The 25,425-nt window shown below is 62.5% G+C and carries 26 protein-coding genes; 13 read left to right on the top strand and 13 right to left on the bottom strand.

Annotated features, from left to right (window positions below; all coding sequences use genetic code 11):
- Window positions 1–11 precede the first annotated feature (11 nt).
- The 3 genes from KW821_RS02235 to KW821_RS02225 all read left to right on the top strand — a co-directional run bounded on the left by KW821_RS02235 (window position 12) and on the right by KW821_RS02225 (window position 1,251).
- Entirely contained in the window at window positions 12–482 is a 471-nt protein-coding gene (locus tag KW821_RS02235) for an acyl-CoA thioesterase (protein WP_042651446.1), read from the top strand.
- 74 nt (window positions 483–556) lie between these two features.
- Window positions 557–742 carry a pleiotropic regulatory protein RsmS gene (gene rsmS / locus KW821_RS02230; RefSeq protein WP_218290239.1) on the top strand — a complete coding sequence of 62 codons (186 nt, stop codon included), beginning with the start codon at window positions 557–559 and terminating at the stop codon, window positions 740–742.
- 41 nt (window positions 743–783) lie between these two features.
- Window positions 784–1,251: a GyrI-like domain-containing protein gene (locus KW821_RS02225; protein ID WP_218290236.1), complete on the top strand. Its 468-nt coding sequence runs from the start codon at window positions 784–786 to the stop codon at window positions 1,249–1,251.
- Between the two features lie 25 nt (window positions 1,252–1,276).
- On the opposite strand, the gene KW821_RS02220 is transcribed toward KW821_RS02225, so the two are convergent.
- A complete protein-coding gene (locus KW821_RS02220; protein ID WP_218290234.1) occupies window positions 1,277–2,119 on the bottom strand; it encodes a LysR family transcriptional regulator in 843 nt (280 codons plus the stop codon).
- Window positions 2,120–2,227: 108 nt separating this feature from the next.
- On the opposite strand from KW821_RS02220, the gene KW821_RS02215 reads away from it, so the two are divergent.
- Window positions 2,228–2,731, top strand: coding sequence for a nucleoside deaminase (locus tag KW821_RS02215; RefSeq protein WP_218290232.1), 504 nt, complete (start codon window positions 2,228–2,230; stop codon window positions 2,729–2,731).
- Window positions 2,724–3,950: an MFS transporter gene (locus KW821_RS02210; RefSeq protein WP_218290230.1), complete on the top strand. Its 1,227-nt coding sequence runs from the start codon at window positions 2,724–2,726 to the stop codon at window positions 3,948–3,950. The genes KW821_RS02215 and KW821_RS02210 overlap by 8 nt, the downstream gene beginning before the upstream one ends.
- 194 nt (window positions 3,951–4,144) lie before the next feature.
- Here KW821_RS02210 and rluF read toward each other — a convergent pair whose 3' ends face one another.
- Complete coding sequence (gene rluF, locus KW821_RS02205; protein WP_218290228.1) at window positions 4,145–5,158, bottom strand: 23S rRNA pseudouridine(2604) synthase RluF; 1,014 nt, start codon at window positions 5,156–5,158, stop codon at window positions 4,145–4,147.
- 23 nt (window positions 5,159–5,181) lie between these two features.
- On the opposite strand from rluF, the gene KW821_RS02200 reads away from it, so the two are divergent.
- Together KW821_RS02200 and gdhA are read left to right on the top strand one after the other, a co-directional pair.
- Window positions 5,182–5,742 carry a hypothetical protein gene (locus KW821_RS02200; protein WP_218290226.1) on the top strand — a complete coding sequence of 187 codons (561 nt, stop codon included), beginning with the start codon at window positions 5,182–5,184 and terminating at the stop codon, window positions 5,740–5,742.
- A gap of 22 nt (window positions 5,743–5,764) precedes the next feature.
- Window positions 5,765–7,111 (top strand): NADP-specific glutamate dehydrogenase, encoded by a 1,347-nt coding sequence (gene gdhA / locus KW821_RS02195; RefSeq protein ID WP_218290224.1) that lies wholly within the window; start codon window positions 5,765–5,767, stop codon window positions 7,109–7,111.
- A gap of 121 nt (window positions 7,112–7,232) precedes the next feature.
- Here the strand turns inward: gdhA and KW821_RS02190 are convergent, their stop codons facing one another.
- Complete coding sequence (locus KW821_RS02190) at window positions 7,233–7,601, bottom strand: VOC family protein (protein WP_218290222.1); 369 nt, start codon at window positions 7,599–7,601, stop codon at window positions 7,233–7,235.
- Between the two features lie 116 nt (window positions 7,602–7,717).
- Window positions 7,718–8,185: a hypothetical protein gene (locus KW821_RS02185; protein WP_218290220.1), complete on the bottom strand. Its 468-nt coding sequence runs from the start codon at window positions 8,183–8,185 to the stop codon at window positions 7,718–7,720.
- A 263-nt stretch (window positions 8,186–8,448) separates the two neighbouring features.
- On the opposite strand from KW821_RS02185, the gene KW821_RS02180 reads away from it, so the two are divergent.
- Window positions 8,449–9,126: an HNH endonuclease signature motif containing protein gene (locus KW821_RS02180; RefSeq protein WP_256353268.1), complete on the top strand. Its 678-nt coding sequence runs from the start codon at window positions 8,449–8,451 to the stop codon at window positions 9,124–9,126.
- Window positions 9,127–9,180: 54 nt separating this feature from the next.
- Here the strand turns inward: KW821_RS02180 and KW821_RS02175 are convergent, their stop codons facing one another.
- On the bottom strand, window positions 9,181–9,768 hold the full coding sequence (locus KW821_RS02175; RefSeq protein ID WP_218290218.1) for a histidine phosphatase family protein: 588 nt from the start codon (window positions 9,766–9,768) through the stop codon (window positions 9,181–9,183).
- A 240-nt stretch (window positions 9,769–10,008) separates the two neighbouring features.
- Here KW821_RS02175 and KW821_RS02170 point away from each other — a divergent pair, with 240 nt between their 5' ends.
- Both KW821_RS02170 and KW821_RS02165 read left to right on the top strand, forming a co-directional pair.
- Window positions 10,009–10,299, top strand: a complete 291-nt coding sequence (locus KW821_RS02170) for a hypothetical protein (RefSeq protein WP_042651435.1) — start codon at window positions 10,009–10,011, stop codon at window positions 10,297–10,299.
- A 373-nt stretch (window positions 10,300–10,672) separates the two neighbouring features.
- Window positions 10,673–11,773, top strand: coding sequence for an LPS O-antigen chain length determinant protein WzzB (locus tag KW821_RS02165; RefSeq protein ID WP_218290216.1), 1,101 nt, complete (start codon window positions 10,673–10,675; stop codon window positions 11,771–11,773).
- A gap of 116 nt (window positions 11,774–11,889) precedes the next feature.
- On the opposite strand, the gene speA is transcribed toward KW821_RS02165, so the two are convergent.
- Window positions 11,890–13,791 (bottom strand): biosynthetic arginine decarboxylase, encoded by a 1,902-nt coding sequence (gene speA / locus KW821_RS02160; protein WP_042651433.1) that lies wholly within the window; start codon window positions 13,789–13,791, stop codon window positions 11,890–11,892.
- A 1,053-nt stretch (window positions 13,792–14,844) separates the two neighbouring features.
- Here speA and pepT point away from each other — a divergent pair.
- Entirely contained in the window at window positions 14,845–16,068 is a 1,224-nt protein-coding gene (gene pepT, locus KW821_RS02155; RefSeq protein ID WP_218290214.1) for a peptidase T, read from the top strand.
- Window positions 16,069–16,203: 135 nt separating this feature from the next.
- Here pepT and KW821_RS02150 read toward each other — a convergent pair whose 3' ends face one another.
- The 4 genes from KW821_RS02150 to KW821_RS02135 all read right to left on the bottom strand — a co-directional run bounded on the left by KW821_RS02150 (window position 16,204) and on the right by KW821_RS02135 (window position 19,193).
- On the bottom strand, window positions 16,204–16,506 hold the full coding sequence (locus KW821_RS02150; protein ID WP_371317591.1) for a SelT/SelW/SelH family protein: 303 nt from the start codon (window positions 16,504–16,506) through the stop codon (window positions 16,204–16,206).
- Window positions 16,507–16,588: 82 nt separating this feature from the next.
- Window positions 16,589–17,710, bottom strand: coding sequence for an adenosylhomocysteinase (locus KW821_RS02145; RefSeq protein WP_218290210.1), 1,122 nt, complete (start codon window positions 17,708–17,710; stop codon window positions 16,589–16,591).
- A gap of 185 nt (window positions 17,711–17,895) precedes the next feature.
- Complete coding sequence (locus KW821_RS02140; protein WP_218290208.1) at window positions 17,896–18,633, bottom strand: hypothetical protein; 738 nt, start codon at window positions 18,631–18,633, stop codon at window positions 17,896–17,898.
- Window positions 18,633–19,193 (bottom strand): YceI family protein, encoded by a 561-nt coding sequence (locus KW821_RS02135; protein ID WP_042651428.1) that lies wholly within the window; start codon window positions 19,191–19,193, stop codon window positions 18,633–18,635. Before KW821_RS02135 ends, KW821_RS02140 begins: the two co-directional genes overlap by 1 nt.
- Before the next feature lie 110 nt (window positions 19,194–19,303).
- Between KW821_RS02135 and KW821_RS02130 the strand changes: the two genes are divergently transcribed.
- Complete coding sequence (locus tag KW821_RS02130; protein ID WP_042651427.1) at window positions 19,304–20,206, top strand: LysR family transcriptional regulator; 903 nt, start codon at window positions 19,304–19,306, stop codon at window positions 20,204–20,206.
- A 70-nt stretch (window positions 20,207–20,276) separates the two neighbouring features.
- Here KW821_RS02130 and KW821_RS02125 read toward each other — a convergent pair whose 3' ends face one another.
- Window positions 20,277–20,708 carry a hypothetical protein gene (locus KW821_RS02125; protein WP_218290207.1) on the bottom strand — a complete coding sequence of 144 codons (432 nt, stop codon included), beginning with the start codon at window positions 20,706–20,708 and terminating at the stop codon, window positions 20,277–20,279.
- Window positions 20,709–20,774: 66 nt separating this feature from the next.
- Between KW821_RS02125 and KW821_RS02120 the strand changes: the two genes are divergently transcribed.
- Window positions 20,775–22,514 (top strand): formate--tetrahydrofolate ligase, encoded by a 1,740-nt coding sequence (locus tag KW821_RS02120; RefSeq protein WP_218290205.1) that lies wholly within the window; start codon window positions 20,775–20,777, stop codon window positions 22,512–22,514.
- 174 nt (window positions 22,515–22,688) lie between these two features.
- Here KW821_RS02120 and KW821_RS02115 read toward each other — a convergent pair whose 3' ends face one another.
- Window positions 22,689–24,338 carry a methyl-accepting chemotaxis protein gene (locus KW821_RS02115; RefSeq protein ID WP_218290203.1) on the bottom strand — a complete coding sequence of 550 codons (1,650 nt, stop codon included), beginning with the start codon at window positions 24,336–24,338 and terminating at the stop codon, window positions 22,689–22,691.
- Window positions 24,339–24,677: 339 nt separating this feature from the next.
- The gene (gene folE / locus KW821_RS02110; RefSeq protein WP_218290431.1) at window positions 24,678–25,334 is read right to left on the bottom strand and encodes a GTP cyclohydrolase I FolE; all 657 of its coding nucleotides are present in this window, start codon (window positions 25,332–25,334) and stop codon (window positions 24,678–24,680) included.
- Window positions 25,335–25,425: the final 91 nt, after the last annotated feature.

Genomic DNA, 25,425 nt, shown 5'->3' with positions numbered 1-25,425 from the left:
GAGGAGAGAGCATGACCCCACCCCGCGAGCTGACCCTGCAGTTTCTGGCCGAGCCCGCCGACGTGAACTTCGGCGGCAAGGTGCACGGCGGCATGGTGATGAAGTGGATCGATCAGGCGGGCTACGCCTGCGCCGCCGGCTGGTGCGGCGGCTATGCGGTCACCGTCTACGTGGGGGGCATCCGCTTCCTGCGCCCCATCCAGATAGGCCAGCTGGTGGAGGTGCACGCCCAGGTGATCCACACCGGCACCACCAGCATGCACCTGGCGGTGGATGTCTACAGCCGTCACCCGGCCAACCGGGAGCGCCACAAGACCACCCACTGCATCATCATCTTCGTCGCCATGGACGAGACGGGCACCCCGACCAAGGTGCCCCAGTGGCAGCCGGTCTCGGCCGCCGACCACCAGTTGCAGCAGTACGCCAAGAAGCTGATGGCCCTGCGGGCCGATCTCGACAAGGAGATGCGCCAGCATCTGTGACCCCGCCCGCCTTGCCCGAGGCGGGTGATGGCCCTGTATAATGGCCGCTCTGAGACAGGAAGAGGGGAGAAACGATGTCACTGGAAAACGCGCCGCCCGAGGTGAAACTCGCGGTGGATCTCATCGAGCTGCTGGAGACCAACCAGATCGATCCGGCCCTGGCCCTGGCGGCGTTGGCCATAGTCCAGCGGGACTATGAGCGAAAGATCCAGCAAGGCGCCGAGCAAAAAAGCCAGCCGGGTGAAGGTCAGGATCACTGAGTCCGGTCCACACAAACCCCGCCGCACCATCAGGAGGATCTATGACAGCCCCCATTCGTTTCGAGAACGGCCGCCCTATGTTGCTGGGTGGGCTGCGCCGTCACCATCTGTTCCAACAGGGGGATTTCGGTGGCCAGTGGCGCGACTTCGGCGCCCTGGGCCCGTTGCCGGGCCAGCTGGGGGAGCATGCCTACGGCGTCATCTGCGGCGCCGACGCCACCGGCTGCGAGTACATGTGTGCGGTGGAGGTCGCCGCGCTGGAGGTGTTGCCCAAGTCCCTTGGCCGGATGCGCATCCAGGCGCAGAGCTACGCCGTCTTCCTGCATAGGGGCCATGTCGATGCCCTGCCGCAGACCTGGCAGCAGGCGCTGGACTGGCTGGCGCACTCCGATTACGAGTCTGCCCACAGGCCGGATTTCGAGCGCTACGGCGCCGCCTTCGATCCCCTCACCGGCAGCGGCGAGGTGGAAGTCTGGCTCGCCGTGCTGCCCAGACAGGCCATCGCCTGAGCGAGCCCAGCCCTCAATCGCTGACTCAGCGCGGCCCCATCACCTGATCGCACAGATCGATCAGCGCCTGGCTGAGCCGGGTCAGCGGCTCACCGCCGCCCGCCCCCAGATGCAGCGCCAGCTCAATCGGCGGCACCGACGGCCAGTGTGACAGCTCCAACTGACCCGGCAGCAGCAAGCGCCGTGGCAAGAGACTGACACCGATCCCCGCACTGACCGCCCCCTGCAGGCTGGCGAGGCTGGCACTGACGTAGGCGATGCGCCAACGCCGCCCCAGCCCGTCGAGGGTCTCCGTCAGTTGCCGCCGATAGAGCCCCTCGCTCGGAAACACCACCAGCGGCAGCGGATCCCGCTCCCCGGCAGGCCAGTCGCGGCTGTCGACCCAGGCGAGCGGCTCGCGCCAGCTGGCGATGGGGCTGCCCTGACCGTGCCCCTGCTTGACCAGCGCCAGATCCAGCTCCCCCGCCTCGAATCGCTGCCACAAGGCGTGGCTGAGATCGCTCTGCACCTCCAGCCTGACCTCAGGGTATTGGCGGGCGAAGGCCGCCAGCGTCGAGGTCATGGCCCCGGCGGCGAAGTCCTCCGGCACCCCCAGGCTCAGCGGCTGGCTCGCCTCGCTCAGCTGCTGCTCGGCCTGGGCCAGCAGCGCCAGGATGCGGCGCGCCAGCCCCAGCAAGGTCTCCCCCGCTACCGTGGTCACCACCTGGCGTCCGCGCCTGTCCAGCAGCGGGCAGCCGAGCTGTTGCTCGAGGCGCCGCATCTGCTGGCTGATGGTGGACTGGGTCAGGTGGACGCGCTCACCGGCACGGGTGAAGCTGCCGGTCTCTATGATGGCGACAAAACTGCGCAGCAACTGGGGATCCAGCATGTCCGATTCCATTTATAAAACCACTGATTGCCATTCTATCATTTAATTTCCAAATGACCCGATGACCCGTTAGGCTGCCGCCACTCCCTCTCTGCGCAGGATCTGCCCATGTCACCCGCCCCTCAGTCCGGTACCCGCCTCGTCAACTCCCTGACCGCTCTCTCGGATCCCACCCATCAGGAGTGGCTGGAGCAGGTGCTGCACCTGGCTCTGACCCATCGCCGACAAGGGGGCCGCCCCTTCGCCGCCCTGCTGGTTCGGGACAACCGGCTGGTGGCGAGCGCCGTCAATCGCATGCTGGAGAACGGCGACTCCACCCGTCACGCCGAGCTGGAGGTGCTGCGCGAGGGGAGCCAGCAGGGGCCGCTGGCGGGCACCATCGTCTACGCCAGCGGCCACCCCTGCCCCATGTGCCTGAGCGCGCTGGTGATGAACGGCATCAGTGCCGTCTACTACGCCTTCGACAATCAGGATGCGGCCCCCTTCGGCTTCGACAGCACCGCGAGCTATCAGCGGCTGGGGCTGGCCCTCAAGCCGCCGCCCCTGCCGCTGATCAAGCTGCCGAGCCCCATCCCGGCCGCCACCCTCTACGGCGACCCCTGCCATGAGTAAGCAGGGGGCAGGCGCCCTGCTGGTGCTGGTGATGCTGATCGGCATCAACCTGCGCCCCTTCCTCACCGCCATAGGGCCGCTGGCGGGACGGATAGACGCCCGGCTGGCGCTCGGCATGGACAACCTCGCCTGGGTGACCCTGCTGCCCCTGCTGCTGATCGGGGTCGGCGTGCTGTTCACTCCCACCTTACTGAGGCTGACCAGCCCGCGCCGCCTGCTGGCGGCGGCGCTGTTGCTGCTGGCGCTGGGCAGCGCCCTGCGCTTCAATCTGGCCAGCGGCGCCCTGCTCATCGCCAGCGCCGCCCTCTGCGGACTGGGCTCGGCACTGGTGCAGGGGGTGCTGCCCGGTCTCATCAAGGGGGCCTTCGCCCGGCGGGTACCGCTGGTGATGGGGATCTTCTCTGCCTGCATGATGGGAGGCGGGGCGCTGGGCGCCATCCTCAGCCCCCATCTGGCAGAGCGGTTCGACTGGTCGCGGGTGCTCGCCTTGTGGAGCCTGCCGGTGCTGCTGGCGCTGATCTGGCTCGGCTGGCGGGTGCGACTGCCGACGGTGACCAGGGCCCCGCAACCGCAGAGAGAACAGCGGCTGATCGGCCTGCCCCGCAGTTGGCTGCTGATCGGCTGCTTTGGCATCATCAACAGCGGCTATGGCATAGTCGTGGCCTGGCTGGCGCCGGCCTACATGGCGCAGGGCCTGAGCGCCCAGCAGGGGGGTGAGCTGGTGGCCTGGCTGGCGCTGGCCCAGACCCTGAGCGGCCTCGGCCTGCCCATGCTGGCGGCGCGCAGGCTGGATCGGCGCCCCTGGATGGGGCTCGCCATCCTTGCCCAGGCGCTGGGCTTCGGCGGCCTCTGGCTGGCGCCGGCCAGCGCCCCCATCCTCTGGTGCATGCTGTGCGGCGCCGGCCTCGGCGGCAGCTTCTCCCTCATCATGGTGATAGCGCTGGATCACCTGCCGGATCCCAGACGCGCCGGCGCCCTCAGCGCCCTGATGCAGGGCTTCGGCTTCATGCTGGCGGCCACCGGCCCCTGGGTGGCGGCCAGGCTCTATCATGCCAGCGGCGATTTTGCCGCCGCCTGGCAGTGGCAGCTGGGGGGGCTGGTGCTGATGAGCCTCTTGGTGCTGCGCCTCGATCCCCGCCACTACGCCCGGGTGATGCGCCACCCCCTCAACCCAGCCGATATCACAACCACAATGGCTCAAGACAACAGATCGACTTAGCCCTGGGTATGGGAGTGCAATGAGATGGCGAGTGCTGCGCCTCCATTCCCTCCGCCACTACGCTCGGGTGAGGCGCCTGCCCGTCGCGGCCGAAACTGACTCCCCGGCCCCCCTGCCAGCCCAAAGCAATACACCGGCCTGGGGCCGGTGTATTGGGGAGTGCAAGCTGGGCTGGCACGCGTCAGCGGGGCCTGTTAGCGCCCCTTCTTCTGCCGCCCCGCCTGGTTGGCGCGCGGCTTGGCCGCGGCGGCTTTGCCGCCCTTGCCGGGGGCTCCCTTGCCAGGCGCCTTGCCCGCAGCCCCCTTGGCGGGGCCCTTGTTCTCGAATGCAGCCGGGCCCGGCACATTGGGACGCCCGCCTATCTCGTGATCATCATCCCGGCGCGGTTTCTTGCCCGGCGCCGGTTTGCCATTCTGACCCGCTTGGGCCTTGGCGCCCTGAGCGCCGGCCGCCTTGGGTTTCTCCCCCTTGGCCGGCTTCACCTCGGAGGAGGAGTCCTCGATCAGCTTGAACAGCTCGATCAACTCGTCGTCGGTGAGATCCCGCCACTCCCCCACCGGCAGCCCCTTGAGGCTGACGTTCATGATGCGAACACGCTCGAGCTTGGTGACCTCGAAGCCGAAGTGCTCGCACATGCGGCGGATCTGGCGGTTCAGCCCCTGCACCAGGGTGATGCGGAACACGAAGGGCGCCTCTCTCTTCACCTTGCACTTCTTGGTGACGGCGCCGAGGATAGGCACCCCGGCGCCCATGCCCCGGATGAATTCGTCGGTCACCGGCTTGTCGACGGTCACCAGGTACTCTTTCTCGTGATCGTTGCCCGCCCGCAGGATCTTGTTGACCAGATCGCCGTGGTTGGTCAGGAAGATCAGCCCCTGGGAGTCCTTGTCGAGCCGGCCTATGGGGAAGATGCGGGTGCTGTGGTTGACGAAGTCGACTATGTTGTCCTTCTCCCCCGCCTCCGTGGTGGAGACTATGCCCACCGGCTTGTTGAGCACGATGAACACCAGGCTGTCGGCCTCCCGCGCCTCGATCACCTGACCGTTGACCTTGACCAGATCCCCGGCGAACACCTGATCCCCTATCCCGGCCCGCTTGCCGTTGATGAAGACCTGGCCCTGCTCGATGAAGCGATCGGCCTCACGGCGCGAGCAGATGCCGCTCTCGCTGATGTACTTGTTAAGGCGCATGGATTCATCAGCCAGCATGGGTCACCTGCCAGAGTATTGGGTTGAAGAGGGTCGTCGGCTGGGTCAGCCACATCATCGTCGGGTTAGTCTGCATACCATTCCATCTGCAAAAAGCATCTTCAAAAAGGGCAAAGCCTGCGCATTCACCAAAAAAACGCCGCTACAGTAGCATATTGCCCCGCGCCATACGCCGGATAGTTGCGCCCGGCCGCCTCAGGCCGTCGCCGTCGGCCCCATCCATCCCTGTTCGCCAAGCCATTTTTGCCCCTGCCGCTCGGCGCGCCTTGATCCCCACGCGGGCCAAACCCAGCCCCAAGCCGGGTGGTGACACAAGTAAGGGCGCCGACCGAAACCTGCCGAGAGACTGGCTGGCGATCCAGACCGGAAAGAGAGAACTATCACTTGCTATTTATTTAACAAAAATGCATAAAAAGATTTTCAGCGGCGCAAATTATTATACCTGTTTCGGCCATGACGGGCGCCAGCTCGTGATTGTCGGCAGTCGTCGCTGTTTAACAAATTTTTATCCGTATTCACTTTCTAACTCGAACATAAATCTGAATGCGGGCCATGAACCCTTCTCTGGCATGACGCCAATATGATCTTTCACTACAGGAGTTACAGATGAGTCATTCCCTCTCCCAGGCGGCGTTTCTCGACCAGGTGGCCCAGCGCAATGCCCATCAGCCGGAGTTCATTCAGGCGGTGAGCGAGGTGGTTGCCTCCATCTGGCCTTTCATCGAGCGCCACCCCCGTTACCTGCAACACGGCCTGCTGGAGCGACTGGTGGAGCCGGAGCGACTCATTCAGTTTCGCGTCAGCTGGGTGGATGATCGGGGCCAGGTGCGGGTGAACCGCGGCTACCGCATCCAGCACAGTTCGGCCATAGGTCCCTTCAAGGGCGGCATGCGCTTCCACCCCTCGGTGGATCTCTCGGTGCTCAAATTCCTGGCCTTCGAGCAGACCTTCAAGAACGCCCTCACCACCCTGCCCATGGGTGGCGGCAAGGGTGGCAGCGATTTCGATCCCAAGGGCAAGAGCGAGGGCGAGGTGATGCGCTTCTGCCAGGCGCTGATGCTGGAGCTCTATCGCCACCTGGGGGCCAATACCGACGTGCCGGCCGGTGACATCGGCGTGGGTGGGCGCGAGGTGAGCTACATGGCGGGCATGATGAAGAAGCTCACCAACAGCGCCGAGTGCGTCTTCACCGGCAAGGGGCTCTCCTTTGGCGGCAGCCTGATCCGCCCGGAGGCCACCGGCTACGGCCTGCTCTACTTCGTCGAGGCCACCCTGGCCCACCGTGGCCAGTCCCTGGCCGGCATGACGGTGTCGGTGTCGGGCTCGGGCAACGTGGCGCAATACGCCATCGAGAAGGCGATGGCGCTCGGCGCCCGGGTCATCACCGCCTCCGACTCCGGTGGCACCGTCTATGATCCGGACGGTTTCACCCCCGACAAGCTGGCTCGCCTGATGGAGCTCAAGAACGAGCAGCGCAAGCGGGTCGCGGATTACGCCCATGAGCTGGGGCTGGAGTTCTTCACCGGCCGCACCCCCTGGCACCTGCCGACCCAGATCGCCCTGCCCTGCGCCACCCAGAACGAGCTGGATGCAGAGGATGCCGCGGCGCTCATCGCGGGCGGTGTGCTGCTGGTGGCCGAGGGGGCCAACATGCCGAGCAGCGCCGCCGCCATCCAGGCCTTCCACCAGGCCCGTGTGCTGTTTGCGCCGGGCAAGGCCGCCAACGCGGGGGGCGTCGCCACCTCCGGGCTCGAGATGAGCCAGAACGCCCAGCGCCTCGGCTGGAGCCGGGAAGAGGTGGATGCCCGTCTCAAGGGGATCATGACCAGCATCCACGCCACCTGCGTGCGCTACGGCCAGGACGAGAAGGGCCATGTGAACTACGAGAGCGGCGCCAACATCGCCGGCTTCGTCAAGGTGGCCGATGCCATGCTGGCGCAGGGAGTCTGCTAATACTGCGGGGAATGGCTTAGGGCCGATGCCTCAAGCCCCCAAACACAACACGGCAGCCCCAGGGCTGCCGTGTTGTTTACGCCTTGGCCGCTCCCTGTCATTCAGGGCGCCGCACCTCGGCTCAGAGGTAGCAACTGATCTCGATAAGGTTCTGGTCCGGATCCAGGCAATAGACCGACTCTATGGGCCCGCAGGCTCCGCTCCTGGTGACGGGCCCCTCCACTATCTCGACCCCGTGACTGGCGAGCTGGGCCATGACCAGATCCAGGGGCCAGCGGGTGATGAGGCAGAGATCCCCAGAGCCGACACAGGCCCGATTGCGCGGCTCCTGCCCAAGCAGTTGCAGGTTGATCTTCTGGTTGCCGAAGCGCAGCGCCCGTCGCCCCGCCCCGAAGCTGATGGGCTCCATCTTGAATGCACCGCTGTAAAACGCGACCGAGCGATCTATGTCGCTGACCGTCAATACCAGATGGTCGATATGGCTGATCATGATTCTCCCCCCTTGCCACAATATCCAGCATCCATCATAACTGGCGCCATCGCGGGAAACTGTGCCATGGCACGCAAGGAATTGCTCCCAAGTAACTCTTTATCCAGAACTTTATCTCACTGGTGCTGAGCGCAGCTGTTGTCGCGCTGAGCCAGTAGGGCCTCATCGTCGCTGCCCATGGCGGCCAGAATGGCCTGATTGCAGGCACGCTCCGCCAGGCGGGCTGGATCCTGCTTGGCATCGCCAATCTCGGCGATCATGGGGCGATAATTGAGGGCGGCCGCGCAGTACATGGTTCGAAACTTGGGCAGTTGCCAACTGCTGTCATCCTGACGGGACAGCTCGTCACACAGCTTGCCGAACAGGGCCGTCGCCTTGAGGGTGCACTGGCTGAAACGGCGCACATCCTGCTCATAAGAGCGGCAAACGCTGTTCGATTTGATCTGCCAGAACTGGAAGGCGAAGGGCACCTGCTCCCCCTCATACTGCACCACCAGCGCCTTGGCCTCGTTGCCGTAGTGATCCGATACCTGCTGTTGCACCAGATTGAGATAGGCCGAAAAAAGATAAGAGATCGGGTCCACCATCACCTCCCTGTGATCCTATTGCCAGGTCCTTGTCAGACTCCTGTGCAAAAATTGGGCAACACCAATAGTAGCCTACTGATTTATTTATATAAATTTATCTATGGCGCGCACGTTATCACCCCACGTCCGCTGAAGATAGGTGCCGTTTGGATTAAGATGATGGCCTGCATAAGGCATCCGGATGACACCCAGCTTGCCTTATCGAAACGGATAGGGCGATGAGTTCATCGGCATTGGAGTTCGAATGAGAGGGGTGGGTCTTGCACGCGCATTGGACGGAAGAAGAGTTAGCAGCAACGGTCGTGGCTTATCTGGAGATGCGCTCGAAAGAGCTGGAGGGTACGCCCTTCGTTAAGACGCACTATTACGCGAGCCTCGCTAACCGTTTTGGACGCACTCAGAAGTCGTTCGAATACCGGATGCAGAACATCTCCTATATCTGCTCCTTGCTGGGCCGCCCTTGGGTCACCGGCTTAAAACCCGCCAAGAATGTCGGCCCCCATAACGCCCCCATCATAGAGCGACTACTCTGCCAACTCGGCGGCCAAGCCTACCGGGGAGACGCCGCATTCGAACAGGAGGTCATTCGCTATAAGGCAAAGCCCGCACCTAAGATGCCCGCGGGTATCCAGGAGCCGAAGGCGCGCTATGCCACCACGGGAAGCTATGACCGTGACCCGCAGGTGAAGGGCTGGGTGATCAGAGTGGCCGCCGGCAGGTGCGAGTCTTGTGACCAGGAGGCGCCCTTCATCACCGCCACCGGTGAGCCCTTCTTGGAAGTGCATCACCTGCGCACCTTGGCCGATGGTGGCTCTGATACCGTCGGCAACACGGTGGCGCTCTGCCCCAATTGCCACCGAGCCTTACACTATGGCGCCCATCAGCTCGCGTTAAAGGCCGCGCTTTACCACAAGATTGCGCGGCTCATCCCGGAGTAACCCAACGCTCCACATGCCAAAGGGTCTCACCCACGGGGGAAGGCTCATCGGGGCTTAGCACTGGATGCGCTCGATCCGGCCGCCGCTGAGCCTGAAGAAGGCATCCTGTGGCAGGTCTTGCCGCCAGGTGGCGGCGTAGTCGAGATCGGCATACAGGCCGCGCAGGGTGGCGCCGAGCAGGCCGTGGGAGATGACGATGGCACGCTCGGCAGTGGCGGGATCCATCAGCCAGCCCTGGGCCCGGCGCTGGATGCTGTGAAAGTCCTCCCCGGCGGGGGCCTGCAGATACCAGTCCGGCTTGCTGATATCGAGTTCGGGATGATCTTCCAGCAGATCCGGCACCCGGCAACTCTCCCACTCCCCCATGCCCAGCTCTACCAGCCGGTCGTCCCAGACGATGTGCTCGCCGTCGAGCCCAAGCTGCTGGCACACCAGCTGCGCCGTCTGTCGGGCACGGCCGAGGGGGCTGGCATAGACAGTCCAGCTGGCGGGGTCGCTCAACTGTTCGCGCAGACGGGCCCCCATGGCGATGGCCTGCGCCTCCCCCTTGGCGGTCAGCTCGGAGTTGCAGCGCCCCTGTAGCCGCTGCTCGGCGTTGTAACGGGTCTGGCCGTGGCGCAGCAGATAGATGATGCGAGACATGGGTTCTCCTGTGAGGTCAAAGAGAGGGGAAAGAGGCTGGTCGGGATGATAACAGAGACGATGACCCATACCGGAACCCATCCCCGCCAGTGGCAACCCAGATGGTCATTGCGCCGCCTCGGCCGTCTGGTTAGGCTGGACCATCAAAAGACCCGTACGAACCTTTATTGACCTTCTCCATAACAGCAGCGGCGTGATAAGGAGGGGCGAGCGGATCGAGCCATTCAAATGAGGCAGCCCATGGCGAAGTACCAGTTTCTCACCATACCGGCATCCAACCGGCAGAGTTATACCTATCTCGATGCCGACTCCCCCACCTTTACCCTGGAGAGGAACGCGCTGCTGGCCCAGGGCTTCGAGGTGGAGGACGATTTCATCTACGCCAACACCCCGGCAGAGGCGGTGGAGAAGTACAGATCCAACTTCACCTATGTGGCGGAGGAGTATGCCCAGTCCAACGCCATCTATGCCGTCTTCAGCCTTCTGGTGGTGATTGGCAAGTCTCTGTTGGGCCGTAAAAGAAGGCATTAACAACAAGAGAATGGCCGGTATCCGTCATCCAACAACTCGGATGACTGTGCATTCCCAGAAAGAGAGTACAGATTGCTGCGTCAGTCTTTATAAATGGGGCGCCATTACACAAACTCACACCAAGAACACAACTACCCATCAAAACAGCCCGAAGAAAAAATATTAAATAAACACTAAATAAACACTAAATAAACACTAAATAAACACTAAATAAACACTAAATAAACACTAAATAAACACTAAATAAACAAACCGAAACACAAAGACCGATGCCATCTATTCTTTTCATCTAAAAGTAATAAATAAGCGGATGAAAGAAAATAAAAAATGCAGTATAAAAGCGAACCTACGACAAATCTTGACCGGCTGAACCATGGACGACAAAAATAACAATGGCATCAATTATGGCGTGAATAGAAAACCACTCAATGATGAAATAGACATTATTGAACTGATGATTTTATTGTGGAAGAAAAAGTACCGCATTCTTCTCGCGAGTTTCATCTTTGGCTGCATCGGATTATTATATGCCATGACCGCTCCCGAACAGTGGACGGTTAATGCAACCATATATCAACCTAAGCAACGAGATACTCTGGAACTTGATCGATTAAGAACCACCCTTAACATACAAGGGTTAGCCGGTGCTAAGAATAACAAAGCTATCTATAATGATTTTTTATTAGAGTTTAAGTCTTACAACAATATCAGTAACTATCTACAAGGCACCTCTCAATTTAAAGAGTATATTGTAGAAAATGATTTAGATTCTTTGGCACAACAGCGTCTGTTAAGAAAGTGGTCAGAGTGGATGACGGTCGAACCTGCAGATAAAAAAGGTGAGCAACCAGGCATACGCCTTTCCTTTTCTTTCTTTAAAAAAGAGGATGCATTATCACTGCTGACGGGATATATAAACTACATCATTTCATTACAAAGCCAAGAGTTACTCAACATCCTGGAGAATAATAGAAATAGCCAGCTCAGCACTCTCCAGCTAAGAATAAAGATGAAAACTGAAGATGCACAGCGCAAGCTGGCGAGAGAGATTGAGAACATTGATTACAGCATGAGCATTGCCAATGCTGCCGGGGTGAATAAGCCATTGGAAAATTTCAGCTATGGTGATCGCTTCCCTATTACCCTCGGCAGAGATGGGTTAGCTAAAAAATTGGCCATCCTTAAGTCACTAAAGCCTGAAGGGTATATGCCGGAGATCATGGAGTTGAATGTACAGCTTAACAGGCTAAAAAACATTAATCTTAATAAGCTGGAGTTTCGTCCATTCTCTTATCTGGATACCCCTAGCCAACCGTTAACGAGAGACAAACCTAAACGCCCGCTGATCGTTGTCTTGGCCACTATGCTTGGTGGGATGATGGGTGTAGCGCTGGTGCTACTTCAGCACGCATTCAGGCAAGATAGAAACAAAGACGAATATGATTACCGGCCACGCTTGGCTAACGTGGGATGAGTCAATGTTGGCGTCATGATTTTATATGGCAGCTTTTTTCCCGCTAAATACGAAACAAAAACGGCGCCCAAAGGCGCCGTTTTTTATTCCCGCTGTGCGGGGAACAAGCCAGAGGCTTATTCGTCTTCCAGATAGGCGTAGCCTTGCAGACCCAGCTCCAGCTCGTCGAGCAGGGCCTTGCGGGTCGCGTCGTCCAGCGCCGGGTGGGAGACGATGCGCTGGTAGTTCTCGCGAATGACGGACGGGTCTATGTTGACGTAACGCAGCAGCTGGTCGACGGTGTCGCCGCGCACCACGTTGCGAATGTCCATCTTGCCTTCCTCGTCGAGCCACACTTCCGCGCAGTGAGTGTCACCGAACAGGTTGTGCAGATCCCCCAGGATCTCCTGGTAGGCACCGACCAGGAAGAAGCCGACGTGGCACACTTCGTTCTCGGCGTACTCCGGCATCGGCAGCGTGCTCTCGACCCCCAGACCGTCGACATAGTGTTCGACCTGACCATCGGAGTCGCAGGTGATGTCCATCAGGATGCCACGGCGGGTGAGCGGACGCTCGAGCCCCGTCAGCGGCATCACCGGGAACACCTGACCTATACCCCAGGCATCCGGCAGGGACTGGAACAGGGAGAAGTTGGCGAAGCACTTGTCGGCCAGTTTCTCGGAGAGCTCGTCGGCCAGCGCGCGGTGGTTGCGGTTGACCGGGTTGAGCAGCTCTTTGAGCGCCAGACAGGTGTTCTGGTGCAGCATCTCGGCCCAGGCACGTTGCTCCAGGTTGAGCAGGCCCATGGTGTACTGGGTGTTCACATCGCCCAGATCAGCCACCGAGTCGTGGAAGATCTCCAGCAGGGAGGGATCTTCGCTGCGCAGGTCCAGCCAGCCTTTCCACATGTTCTGCAGAATGGTGGGGGCGTCTTCATCCGGCGCGCTGATGTCGCTCATCTCCACCCCTTCGGCACCAATCAGATTGGTGACCAGCACGGCGTGGTGAGCGGTCAGGGCACGGCCGGACTCGCTGATGATGGTCGGGTGCGGCAGGTCAAACTCGCGGCACACATCGCCGATGCCCCACACCACGTTGTTGGCGTACTCGGACAGGCTGTAGTTGGCGGAGCAGTGGCTCTGGGAGCGGGTGCCCTCATAGTCCACACCCAAACCACCACCGACGTCGACCACGTCGATGGGCACCCCTAAGCGACGCAACTCGGAATAGAAGCGGCCGCACTCGCGGATACCGCCCTGAATGTCACGGATGTTGGCGATCTGGGAGCCGAGGTGGAAGTGCAGCAGTTGCAGGCAATCGAGCTTGCCCAGGCTGCGCAGGCGCTCGACCAGCGCCAGGATCTGGGAGGCGGAGAGGCCAAATTTGGACATGGAGCCGCCGCTCGATTCCCACATGCCGGAGCCGGTGGAGGCGAGCTTGGCACGCACCCCGATGTTGGGCTTGATGTTGAGGCGAGCTGACTCGTCCAGCACCATTTCCAGCTCGGAGGGCTTCTCCACCACTATGTAGACCTTGTGGCCCATCAGGTTGCCCAGGAGGGCGTGGCGGATGTATTCGCGGTCCTTGTAACCGTTGCAGACGATCACCGAGCCTTGCTCATGGTGATGGGACAGCACGGCCAACAGCTCCGGTTTGGAGCCCGCTTCCAGCCCAAGCCGCGGCTTGTCGCTGTAGGACTGGCTGATGGTCTCGATGACGCGACGCTGCTGGTTTACCTTGATCGGGTAAACACAGAGGTAATCCCCTTCATAGCCTGACTTCTCGATGGCCTGACCGAAGGCGTTGAACAGCGCATCGACCCGGCTCTTGAGGATGTCGGGGAAACGCAGCAACACGGGGGTGGTCAGCCCGGACTGGCGCAACTGTTCGATGGCATCGGAGATGACGATATGCGCGTCAGGGCGTGACTTGTCGGGAGCGACGGTCACATGACCGGCGTCATTGATATTGAAAAAACCCGCACCCCAGTAGGGAACGTTGTAGACCTTCAAGGAGTCCTTGCTGGACCAGTTAGTCATGGGCTATGCCTCGCAAATGAGCGGCCAGTAGGCCGCCTTCGTTACCCTCAATCACATCCAGACCATCTATTGCACACAGTGGCAAGCCAAGGCTTGCCTGCTGGAAGCTTGAAAGCAACCTGCCTTGGGCGGTTAGCTTCCAGCGCTGCCAGACCCTCTGTGCGCACATCACGGCAAGCCTTAAGGCTGCCTGGTGGATTTTGGGAAGTAACGAGTCTTGATGTGGGGCTGGTGGCTTTACATCAAGCTCAACGGTATGCGGTACCACCCTATGGCGGCGCCGCGGTACTTTGATGACAGACAGCATCAGCCACGCCATCTGTTCATCATTCGGCAGCCATCACGACGACAAGGGAGGTTTCAAGGAAGGGAAGCGAAGGCGTCAGCACGCGAACGTGTTGATAGACGACAACCACCACAGCCCGCTCAACACCAGTGACCGCCCATGACAAGGGAAGATGATGAGCCGTTGGCTCACTCGGTCAGAAGGTGGATGAGAGTCTGTTGTTCTCCCTGATACCGGAGCCTAACCGGTATTAAAGAAACCATACCCTAGCAGTGTCTGTCGTTTCTGCGTGCCTCGCCCTATAGGCGTAAGATCTTCCGGTGTCTGGCGGCTCTGCCTGCATCAGGGTTACCCTCGGATCGGCGCGGAGTGTACACACTTACCGCCGACGGTGACAATAAAAAATAGTGTTCAAAAACTGGTTTTAATAAGTCGATCAAATCTTGCTGCCAACAAGGCTGGCACTGGGATGGCAAGGGATCGCCTCCCTCCCTATTACCCCTGGAAATAACAGGTGAACAGGCCATTTTCCCCCATGCCTTGCCACTACAGGGCCGAGCCGGCATCAGGCCCCTTTACAAGTGATTAACCACGCTTTAATTTAGAATTATTATTCAATAAGTAGCCGAGATGCCGACCATAGCACCACCGAACGGGTATCTTGCGCGATCTTCTGCAAAAAGTGCGTCAAAAACTGCGCTGACGCAATAAGCGATCCGACCAGATTGCTCACAATGGTGCCTCCCTAATCGGTCTGAGGCCTGCCCATGGATACCCTGCTTGAGCGTTTTCTGCGTTACCTGACTTTTCATACCCGCTCCGATGCGTGCAATCCCGCCTGTCCCAGCACTGAGGGTCAGCTGATCTTCGCCCGCGCCCTGCGCGATGAGATGACACAGCTTGGCCTCAGCCAGGTCACGCTGGATGACAATGGCTACCTCACCGCCTGCCTGCCGGGCAACCAGCCGGATGCGCCCGCCATCGGCTTGATTGCCCATATGGACACCGCCGATTACGAGGCCGAGCAGGTCGTGCCCCAGATCATCGAAAACTATCGGGGGGGAGACATCTGCCTCGGCAAGGGAGACGAGGTGCTGGCCATCCGCCAGTATCGCTGCCTGAAGAACTACCTGGGCCAGGATCTCATCACCACAGACGGCACCACCCTGCTGGGGGCCGATGACAAGGCCGGCATCGCCGAGATCCTCAGCGCCGTCGCCCAGCTGCAGGCCAACCCCGAGATCCCCCGTGGCGACCTCTGGCTTGGCTTCACCCCGGACGAGGAGATAGGCCGCGGCGCCAACCTGTTCCCCCTCGACCGTTTCCCGGCGCGCTGGGCCTATACCGTCGACGGCGGCGAGCTGGGGGAGCTGGAGTACGAGAACTTCAACGCCGCCAGCGCCACGGTGCGCTTCATCGGCAACAACGTGCACCCCGGCACCGCCAAGGGCGGCATGATCAACAGCCAGACCCTGGCCGCCCGCTTCCATGCCGCCATGCCCCCCGAGCAGACCCCGGAGTGCACCGAGGGCTATGAGGGCTTCTTCCACCTGGCACAGATGCGCGGCACTGTAGAAGAGACCGAGCTGCACTACATCATCCGCGACTTCGATGACGACGCCTTCGCCGCCCGCAAGGCCCAGCTCAAGGAGCGGGTCGCCTCCCTGCAGCTGGACGCCTCCAAGGCGCGCATCGAGCTGACCCTGACCGACAGCTATCGCAACATGCGCAGCCAGATCGAGCCGCACATGCACATCGTCGAGCTGGCCAAGGCCGCCATGCTCGCCGCCGACGTGACCCCCAAGATCAGGCCGATCCGCGGCGGCACCGACGGCGCCCGCCTCTCCTTCATGGGGCTGCCCTGCCCCAACCTGTTCACCGGCGGCCACAACTTCCACGGCAAGCACGAGTTCATCCCGCTGCAATCCATGGAGAAAGCGGTCGCCACCCTGGTGGAGCTGGTGCGACTGACGGCCGCCTACCGGGATTGAGGGGGGGGGCGCTCGCGCGGCGGCTGTCGAGGGGATCGCCGGCCGCAGATGAGCGCCGCGTTGACGTCAACAAGCAGAAGGGAGGCCAGTGCCTCCCTTCTGCTATTCAGTCTGCTGCAATTCGGTCACCGCGGTTCATTCACCGGCCGGCTTGCGATCCACGTGGCCCAGATCCCGCTCCGGGGCGATGAGGTCGCGCACCCGCTGCTTGATCTCCTTGGCCTCGGGGAAGCCCTCATCGGCGACCCTGTCCCACACCTGGACACCGTTCACCAGGATCCTGAACTCCCCCTTGCTGGCGGGCACCAGTGCCACCTCCCCCAGGTCGCTGTCGAAGGTGGAGAGCAGCTCCTGGGCCAGCCAGGCGGCGCGCAGCATCCAGCGGCAGAGGGTGCAGTAGCGGATCTCTATGCGAGGCTTGAGGCTGGGTTGTGCCATTTCTGTCATGGGGTGACTCCGTCAAAATTGGCCTGCTGAGGATGGGAAGCGCGCATGCGCCGCCCGGCATCCGGGATGGCGCTCATTGCACGACGCCGTGAAAATCCGCCAGCCAGTGGCGGGCTATGGTGCTCATGGTGGTCTGGGGCAGATCGAACAGCCCGGGCAGCGTCTCCTGGCGGGCCAGCTGACGCACCCCCTCGATGATCTCCGCCAGCACCAGATAGACGTATTCGCCGATGACGGCGCCGTGCACGAAGTTGATCGCCTCGCCGTGGTTGAGCAGGAAAATGATGCTGCCATCCGGTCGGGTCAGTGCCAGCACATGGGGGCACACCTCCTCGCTCGGCCAGGGCAGAAGGGAGAGGCAGAACGCGAACTCGTCATCGGCGGAGGTGACCGAGGCCAGCATGGCGCCGGGGCGCAGCGCCTGCAGATCCGCGAGATCCAGCGAGCCGTTGCCGGTGGAGCAGATCACCAGCTCGGCCCGCTTGAGCGCCTCGGCCTTGCCCACCAGCTTGAAGCCATGGGAGAGCGCCTCCACCTGGCGCAGCGCATCCGTCTCCACCAGCTCGAGATGCAGGTTGCGGCACCTGAGCTCGCGGGCGATGCTGCGCCCCACCTTGCCGTAGCCGAACAGGGCGGCCTGGCAGACATTGAAGGTGCGATTGAGGGTGCGGGCCAGGGACTCGGCGGAGTAGACCACGCTCAAGCCGATCTGGATGTCCTCGGCCTGCTTGAGCGGGCTGCGCGCCACCGAGATGACGGGGGCGGCCAGCGCCTCCAGTTCGTAGCGCTGGTGGCCGTTCTCGGTCATCTCCACCACCCCGAGGAAGCGCGCCCCAAAGTGCTCGCTCAAGATCGCCTGGGTCCTGGCAAAGTAACCGCCTATGTCCAGGATGATGAGCCGCTCGTGGGCGCGGACCAGGGGGGCGATCTGCTCGATCACCCCCTCGGGATCGTTGGTCCAGTGGCGGTTGAGGGGCAACACCGGGTAGTGCTGCTGGGCCCAGATCAGGGTCGGTCCGTGAACTGACTTGGGTTTTGGCAAGATGGCACCGATCCGCCCTATCTGATCGAGGGTCTGGATGAAATGGGGTCGATCGGGGAGCAAATGGGTGACCAGCAGGATACAGAGGCCTTCGAGGCGTCCCTGCTCGGTGAAATGGCGAAAAAACAGATGCTCAGATCCTTGACTGCGCAACTGTGGCCTCCTTAGCGCGCCGCAAACAAGCAGGCAAACAGAACCCGGCATAGCCGGGTTCTGTGTGTGTCCAGATAATTGAAAATCCTTTTTATCTGAAACCACCATGGCGCTCAATCTTTATCTGTGCAGACTATGACTGACTCATCAAATAATGATGTAATAGCATGTTTTTCATGCAGAAATTAATAAAGTGATGCTTCTGGCCACACCCACCACAGACTCAGACCGGCGCCGATCCCCGCCACCAGGATCAACAGGCCCCAGCGCGTCAGCCAGGGCTGCTTGCCCAGGGCCCACTCCAGCAGCGGCAGCAGCCAGACCGGCAGCAGCACCAGCAGCGGCACCTCCACATACTGCCAGGCGAGTATCTGCACGAAGGCCAGGGCGAGCGCCAGCGCGCCAGGCGACTGCTGGGCGCCGGTCAGGGCAGCGAGCAGGGCGCGCAAGCCGGCGAAGGCGGCGAGGGCTCCCGCCAGCTGGGCGATCAGCAGGCTGCCATCGATGCCGATGACCAGGGCCAGCCAGATGAAGCCGAGCGCGAAGCCGAGCCCTTCCCGGCTGTCATCGCGCCACCCGGTCCAGGCGAACCAAGTGATGGCGGGCAGCAGGGCCAGCCAGATCCGCGGCTCGGTGCCAAGCACCGAGGCCAGCCCCTGCCACCACACCAGGGCGGCGAGCACCGCAAACAGCGCCAGGGCGGCACGCTTGTCGGCCAGCTGGGCCACGATGGCGGGCACCAGCAGGCACAGCGGCAGCCATTGCCACGCCTTGGCGGGCAGGCCGTAGGCGCCCCCCAGCAGGGAGCCCACCAGCCAGAGGGCCAGTGCCCCCCACAGATAGCCCAGCCGTGGCCAGCGCCATGACAGCAAAGCGGCCCCCAAAGGAGCCGCCAGGGTTTGTAGCAGGAGTGCTGCGCCCATTACTTGCGCACGCCTTCGACGAACAGGTTGATGCTCATCTCGTCCGGAATGCCGGGCAGCATGTAGCTCACGCCAAAGTCGCTGCGCTTGATGGTGGTGGTGGCGTTAAAGCCGCTGCGGTAGCCGCCCCAGGGATCCTTGCCTTCGCCGATGTGGACCATGTCGAAGGCCACTTCCTTGGTGACGCCGTGCAGGGTCAGTGAGCCCTTGAGCACGCCCTTGTCCTTGCTGCCTTCATAGCCGCTGCTGACGAAGGTCATCTTGGGGTACTGCTTCACGTCCAGGAAGTCCGGGCTGCGCAGGTGCTTGTCACGGGGCTCGTGGTTGGAGTCCACGCTGGCAGCATCGATCTCGAAGCTCGCCTTGGCCGCGGCCGGGTTGGCCTCGTCCATGCTGAAGGTACCGCTGAAGGTGTTGAACCGACCGACCAGCTCGGAGAAGCCGAGGTGGCCCACCTTGAACTGGACTGTGGTGTGCGCCGCGTCGACATCATAATCGGCCGCCATCAGGGGGGCCGCCATAAACAGGCAGGAAGCCAGCAGGGCCTTGGTCATTTTCATTCGGTTCGTTCCTTCGTTAGGGGGTTCACATCGATACTCGAAATGCTAACCTCCCAGTAGCAATAGATAATCATCGATTTATTAAAATAATTATCAACTGAGAGTGGAATATGGACCAGATAGCCGCCATGCGCACCTTCATCAAGGTGGTGGAGTGTCAGAGTTTTACCAAGGCCGCCCACCAGCTCGGCATCTCGGTCGCCATGACCTCCAAGCTGATGCAGCAGCTCGAAGAGTCCCTGTCGACCCGGCTGCTGTCACGCACCACCCGTCAGGTCAACCCGACCGAGGCGGGCCAGTTCTACTACCAGCGCTCCCAGGCGCTGTTGGCCGAGCTGGAGGAGACCCACAGCCAGCTCACCCGCAACAACCAGCAGCCCCAGGGCACCCTCAAGCTGTCGGTGCCGATGGATTTTGGCTACCTGCACCTCTCCCCCGCCCTGCCGCTGTTTCGCGAGCGTTTTCCCGACCTGAAGCTGGAGATCGAATACAGCGATCGGCGGGTGGCGCTGGTGGAGGAGGGCTTCGATCTGGCGCTGCGCATCGGCAACCTGCCTGACTCCTCCCTGGTCGCCAAGCCGCTCGCCATGATGCGGCTGGAGGTGTGCGCCAGTCCCGCCTATCTGGCGCGCCGCGGCACCCCGAGCCAGCCGGAGGATCTCAAACAGCACGACTGCCTCATCTACACCCTGACCCAGCCGGACTGGGTGTTCAAACGCAAGGGGGAGCAGCTGAGCGTGCGCCCGCAGGGGCCGCTGCGGGCCAACAACGGGGTGGCGCTGACCCGGGCCGCCTGCGATCACCAGGGCATCATACTGCAGCCCACCTTCATCGTCGGGGATGCGCTGCGCTCGGGGGAGCTGGTCTCACTGCTGCCGGAATGGGACAAGGGCCAGGTCGGCCTCTATGCACTCTATCCGCACCGCCGCTTCGTCTCGGCCAAGGTGCGCTGCTTCATCGAATTCGTGCAGGAGCGCTACCTCGCCCCCCACTACTGGGATCGCGAGGCCTGAGGCGGGGTTTGACTGGATGTGTGTGACAGCACGGCCTCAACCCCCATGATGGGAAGCGCGAGGCCCGCGATCAGGGCTGGGTGCCGGGGGCTTGCGGATCGGTGGCGGGCACCGGCAGCTCGGCCACCAGCAGTTGCCCGCTCAGCGTCAACTGCCAGCGCGGCAGGCGCCGGTGCAGGGTGGCAAGCTGCTCATCGCTCGGCACATAGGGCAGGCTGATGTGCAGGCAGTAGCAGTCGAGCATGGCCGCCAGCTGCAGGATCAGGATGAGGTTGGCCTCGTCGGTCTTGTGCTTGTTGATGCGCTTGCCGATCTCGTGGCGAAAGTGGGTCTCGGGATCCTGGGTCATCGCCTGCCAGCCGTAGCCAAACAGCGGGATGAAGGAGCTGACGATGCCAAGCGCGGTGAGTGGCCGCTTGGGCGGATGGTAGAGCGCATTGAGATCCAGCAGGATAGGAGTTAGATGCAGCTCACGACTGCCGGACAAAATGTTATTACTCATTGGATAACCCTGTTGATTCCACTAGACTGCGCCGCATATTTGACCTGACATGCCAACGAGGTGCTGATGCTAAGCGATATCGAGATCTCCCGCCAGTCCCCCCGTCTTTCGATCCAAGAGCTGGCCAAGCGCCTCGCCATCCCGTCCCATCTGCTCTACCCCTATGGCCACCACAAGGGCAAGCTGAGTCTCGCGCTGCTCGAGCAGCCTGCCGCGCCGGCCAAACGGCCGGGCAAGCTGGTGCTGGTGAGCGCCATCACCCCCACCCCGCTCGGCGAGGGCAAGACGGTCACCACCCTGGGCCTCTCCATGGGGCTCAACCACATAGGCCAGGCCAGCATCGCCACCATACGCCAGCCGAGCCTGGGCCCGGTGTTCGGGGTCAAGGGAGGCGCCGCCGGCGGCGGTCACGCCCAGGTGGTGCCGATGGAGGAGATGAACCTGCACCTGACCGGCGATTTCCACGCCCTCGCCGCCGCCCACAACCTGGCCGCCGCCGCGCTGGATGCCCGCCTGTTCCACGAAGACAAGCTCGGCGAGCAGTTCACCACCAGGACCGGCCTGGCGCGCCTCGACATCGATCCCGCCAACATCCTCTGGCCGCGCACCCTGGACATGAACGATCGCGCCCTGCGCCACCTCAGCGTCGGTCAGGGCGGCCCGAGCGATGGGGTGGAGCGTGCCGATCGCTTCGTCATCACCGCCGCCTCCGAGCTGATGGCCATACTGGCGCTGGCCACCGATCTGCAAGACTTGCGGGCCCGCATCGGCCGCATCCAGCTGGCCCTCGACATGAAGGGTCAACCCATCACCACCGAGCAGCTGGAGGTGGCCGGCGCCATGACGGTGCTGCTCAAAGACGCGCTGCAACCGACCCTGATGCAGACCACGGAGCAGACCCCGGTGCTGGTGCACGCCGGCCCCTTCGCCAACATAGCCCACGGCAACTCCTCGGTCATCGCCGATCGCATCGCCCTCGCCCTGACCGACTACGTGGTGACCGAGGCCGGCTTTGGCTCCGACATGGGGCTGGAGAAGTTCTTCAACATCAAGTACCGCCAATCCGGCACAGCCCCCGCCTGCGTGGTGCTGGTAGCCACTGTGCGCGGCCTCAAGGCCAACAGCGGCTTGCTCGACATTCGCCCCGGCCAGCCGCTGCCCGCCAGCCTGGCGAGCGAAGACCTGCCGACCCTGCGCCAGGGCTGCGCCAACCTCTCCTGGCACATCGCCAACGCTCGCCGCTATGGGGTGCCCGTGGTGGTGGCGGTCAACCGCTTCCCCAGCGACAGCCAGGCCGAGCTGGATCTGTTGCTGGCCGAGGCGACCCGGGCTGGCGCCGCTAGCGTCGCCCTCTCGCATGCCTTCACCCAGGGCGGCGCCGGGGCCAGCGAACTGGCCCGCGCCGTGGTCGCCGCCTGTGAGCTGCCAAGCGACATCCAGCTGCTCTACCCCGACGAAATGAGCCTCAGCGCCAAGCTCGCCACCCTGGTGGAGTGCGGCTATGGCGGCCGCGGCGTCATCCTCTCGGACAAGGCGCGCAGGCAGCTGGCGGCCCTGTCGGCGGCGGGCTGGGATCACCTGCCCGTCTGCGTGGCCAAGACCCCGCTCTCCCTGAGCCACGATCCGGCCCTCAAGGGGGTGCCCACCGATTTCGAGGTACCCATCGAGGAGGTGAGGCTGTGCGCCGGCGCCGGCTTCGTCTATGCCCTGGCGGGCCCCATCATGACCATGCCGGGCCTCGGCAGCCTGCCGGCCTATCGTCACATCGACATCGACGAGGATGGCGAGATAGTCGGCCTGAGCTGATGGCGATCCCGGCAGCCTGCCCCACCACAGCCACATCGATATCGACGAGCAGGGCGAGATAGTCGGTTTGAGCTGATGGCTAGCACGAAACAGGCGGGGGCTTAGGCCGCCGGCCCCAAAAAACAAGGCCCCGCCAATTGGCGGGGCCTTGTTGTTATCGGCACCTTAACGGACTCAGAGCGTGAAGCGTTGGGTCATGTGGTGCAGGGAGGTCGCCAGCTTGCTCAGCTCGACGCAGGCCTGGGCGGTCTGCTGGGCCCCCAACGCGTTCTCGTCGGCGGCATTGTGGATGTTGACTATGCTGCGGTTGAGCTCCTCGGTCACCGCGTTCTGCTCCTCGGTCGCGGTGGCGATCAGGGTGTTCATGTCGGAGATCTGGGTGACGGCGCCGTTGATGCTGTCGATGCTGTTGCCCGCCTCCCGCGCCAGATCGACGCTGCTCTGCATCTGCTGACGGCTCAGTTGCATGGCACTGCCCGCCTCGGCGGTGCGGCCCTGCAACACCTCGATCATCTTGCTGATCTCGGCGGTGGAGTTCTGGGTGCGCTGGGCCAGGGAGCGGACCTCGTCTGCCACCACGGCAAAGCCGCGGCCCTGCTCGCCCGCCCGGGCCGCCTCGATGGCCGCGTTGAGCGCCAGCAGGTTGGTCTGCTCGGCGATGCCGCGAATAACGTCCAGCACCATGCTGATGTTGGCGCTGTCCTGCTCCAGCTGCTGCACCACGCCGCCGGCCTGCTCGATCTGCTGCGACACCAGCTCGATGCTGCCGATGGCACGCCCCACCACCTTGTGGCCTTCGCCCGAGGTGTGGGAGGCCGCCTTGGCGGCGCTCATGGCGTCCGTGGTGTTGCGGGCAACCTCGAGGACGGTGGACTGCATCTCGTTCATGGCGGTGGCGACCTGGGACACCTCCCCCTGCTGGCTGGCCATGCCCTTGGCGGACTGCTCGGAGATGGCACTCACCTCCTCCACCGCGCTGCTGAGCTGGCTCACCGAGCCCGAGATCTCGCTCACCAGCTCGGCCAGCGACCCCTGCATGCGATCGATGGCCGAGCCGAGCTGGCCCAGTTCATCCCGCTTGAAGCGGTCGTTGCGGATCCACTCCTGCAGCTCACCCCTGCCGAGCTCGCCGCCGGCGATGCGCTGGGCCTGACGGGCCAGCATCACCAGGGGATCCCGGATCTGGCGGGTCAGCACGGTGGAGAGCACCGCCACCAGCCCCAGCCCCAGCAGCAGCGTGATGACGACGCTCAGCTTGGCATCGTCATAGGCCTCCACCACCTCGGCGCGGGAGTTGACGGAGTAGCCATGGTTGATGCGAATGAGATCCGCCACCGACTTGGACAGGGTGGTGTAGAGGTTGACCCCCTCGGACATGAAGAGGCGCTGGGCCTCGGCCATCTGGCCGCTGTCCTGCATCTGCCGGATACGCTGATGCAGGGCGACGTACTTGTCCCAGCCCGCCTTGACGATGTCGAAGCTACGGCGCTCCTCCACATCTGTCGCCCAGATGCTGGCATCGTGGGCCGCTATCTGCTGTCCGACCTCTCTCAGGCTCTGCTCGCTGGCATCGCGGTAATGGGCCTTCTGCTGGGGATCGTCCGCCACCAGGAACACATCCAGCTCGTAGCGGCGCAGGGCATTGATGGTCTCACCCAGAGCACTGGTGCGCACCACGGCGGGCAGTATGCTGTCGGTGAAGCCGATGGCGGCCCGGTTCATCTTGCTGAACTCCAGCAGCGAGAAGCCGCCGATGAAGGCCATCATCAGGCCGAGCACGGCGAAGCCGGCGGTGAGTTTCTTACCTATCGTCATGGTGTTCATGGCGTGTCCTGCATATGGGTGAACGAGTGGCATCCTCTGCGCTGTGCCTGTGGCACAAATCACGATACCTGCCATCCATAGCAGTAGATCAGGCCCCTCCGTGCCGGCACGAACGGGGCGAGCTTACCGGTGAGCCGCGCTTGTCGACTCTGATCGCCAAGCCTGGCCGGCCTGACGGGGTCGGGTGTCAAACAGGCCGTCAATCGGCATGGTGAGCTGTATCGGCCTGATCGGGCATGCCTTTAGCACTTTTATGACGAAAGTTCGGAAGGACGAAGGGAAGAAATAAAAAGGGGGAGCAAACGGCGGGGGCAGGTCGCGTCGACCCGCCCCCTGTGATCAGCCTTTCAGGCCGCCCAGAAACTCGGCGCGGGTGTCCGGCTGGGTCTTGAAGACGCCACCGAGGGAGGTGGTGGTGGTATGGGAGGTGGAATCCATCACCCCGCGCGCCTTCACGCAGAAGTGGGTCGCCTTGATGCTGATGGCCACATCCCTGGTGCCGAGCAGGGTCTGCAGCGCCAGCAGGATCTGCTGGGTGAGCCGCTCCTGCACCTGGGGACGGCGCGCGAAGAACTGGACGATGCGGTTGATCTTGGAGAGCCCGATCACCTTGCCACGGGGGATGTAGGCCACGTGGGCCAGCCCGTCGATGGTGACGAAGTGGTGCTCGCAGGTGCTGGTGAGGCTGATGTCCCGCACCATGATCATCTCGTCCACCTTCATCTTGTTCTCGATCACCGTCACCTTGGGGAAGGTGGCGTAGTCGAGGCCGGAGAAGATCTCGTTCACGTACATCTTGGCGATGCGGTGCGGCGTCTCGGCCAGACTGTCGTCGCGCAGATCCAGCCCCAGCGTCTCCATGATGGCGCGCATGTGGCCTTCGATTTTTTCCTTCTTCTGCTGGCCGTTCAATTCATTGGCCACCAGCGGTGTCTCCAGGCCCTGGGCCTCGAGGGCTGCCCTGACCAACAGGGCTTCCTGACTTAAGTTCGTCATCATCTTCCTCTCCCGTGCTCAGGGACTGTGATGGCCGCCAGCAATGCTGCGGTGGCGCAATCGTACTGGGCGATTATTGTCATAATTCGGA

The sequence above is a fragment of the Aeromonas sp. sif2416 genome, assembly GCF_019218665.1.
Classification (GTDB): domain Bacteria; phylum Pseudomonadota; class Gammaproteobacteria; order Enterobacterales; family Aeromonadaceae; genus Aeromonas; species Aeromonas encheleia.
This window is presented reverse-complemented; position numbering and strand designations above follow the sequence as displayed.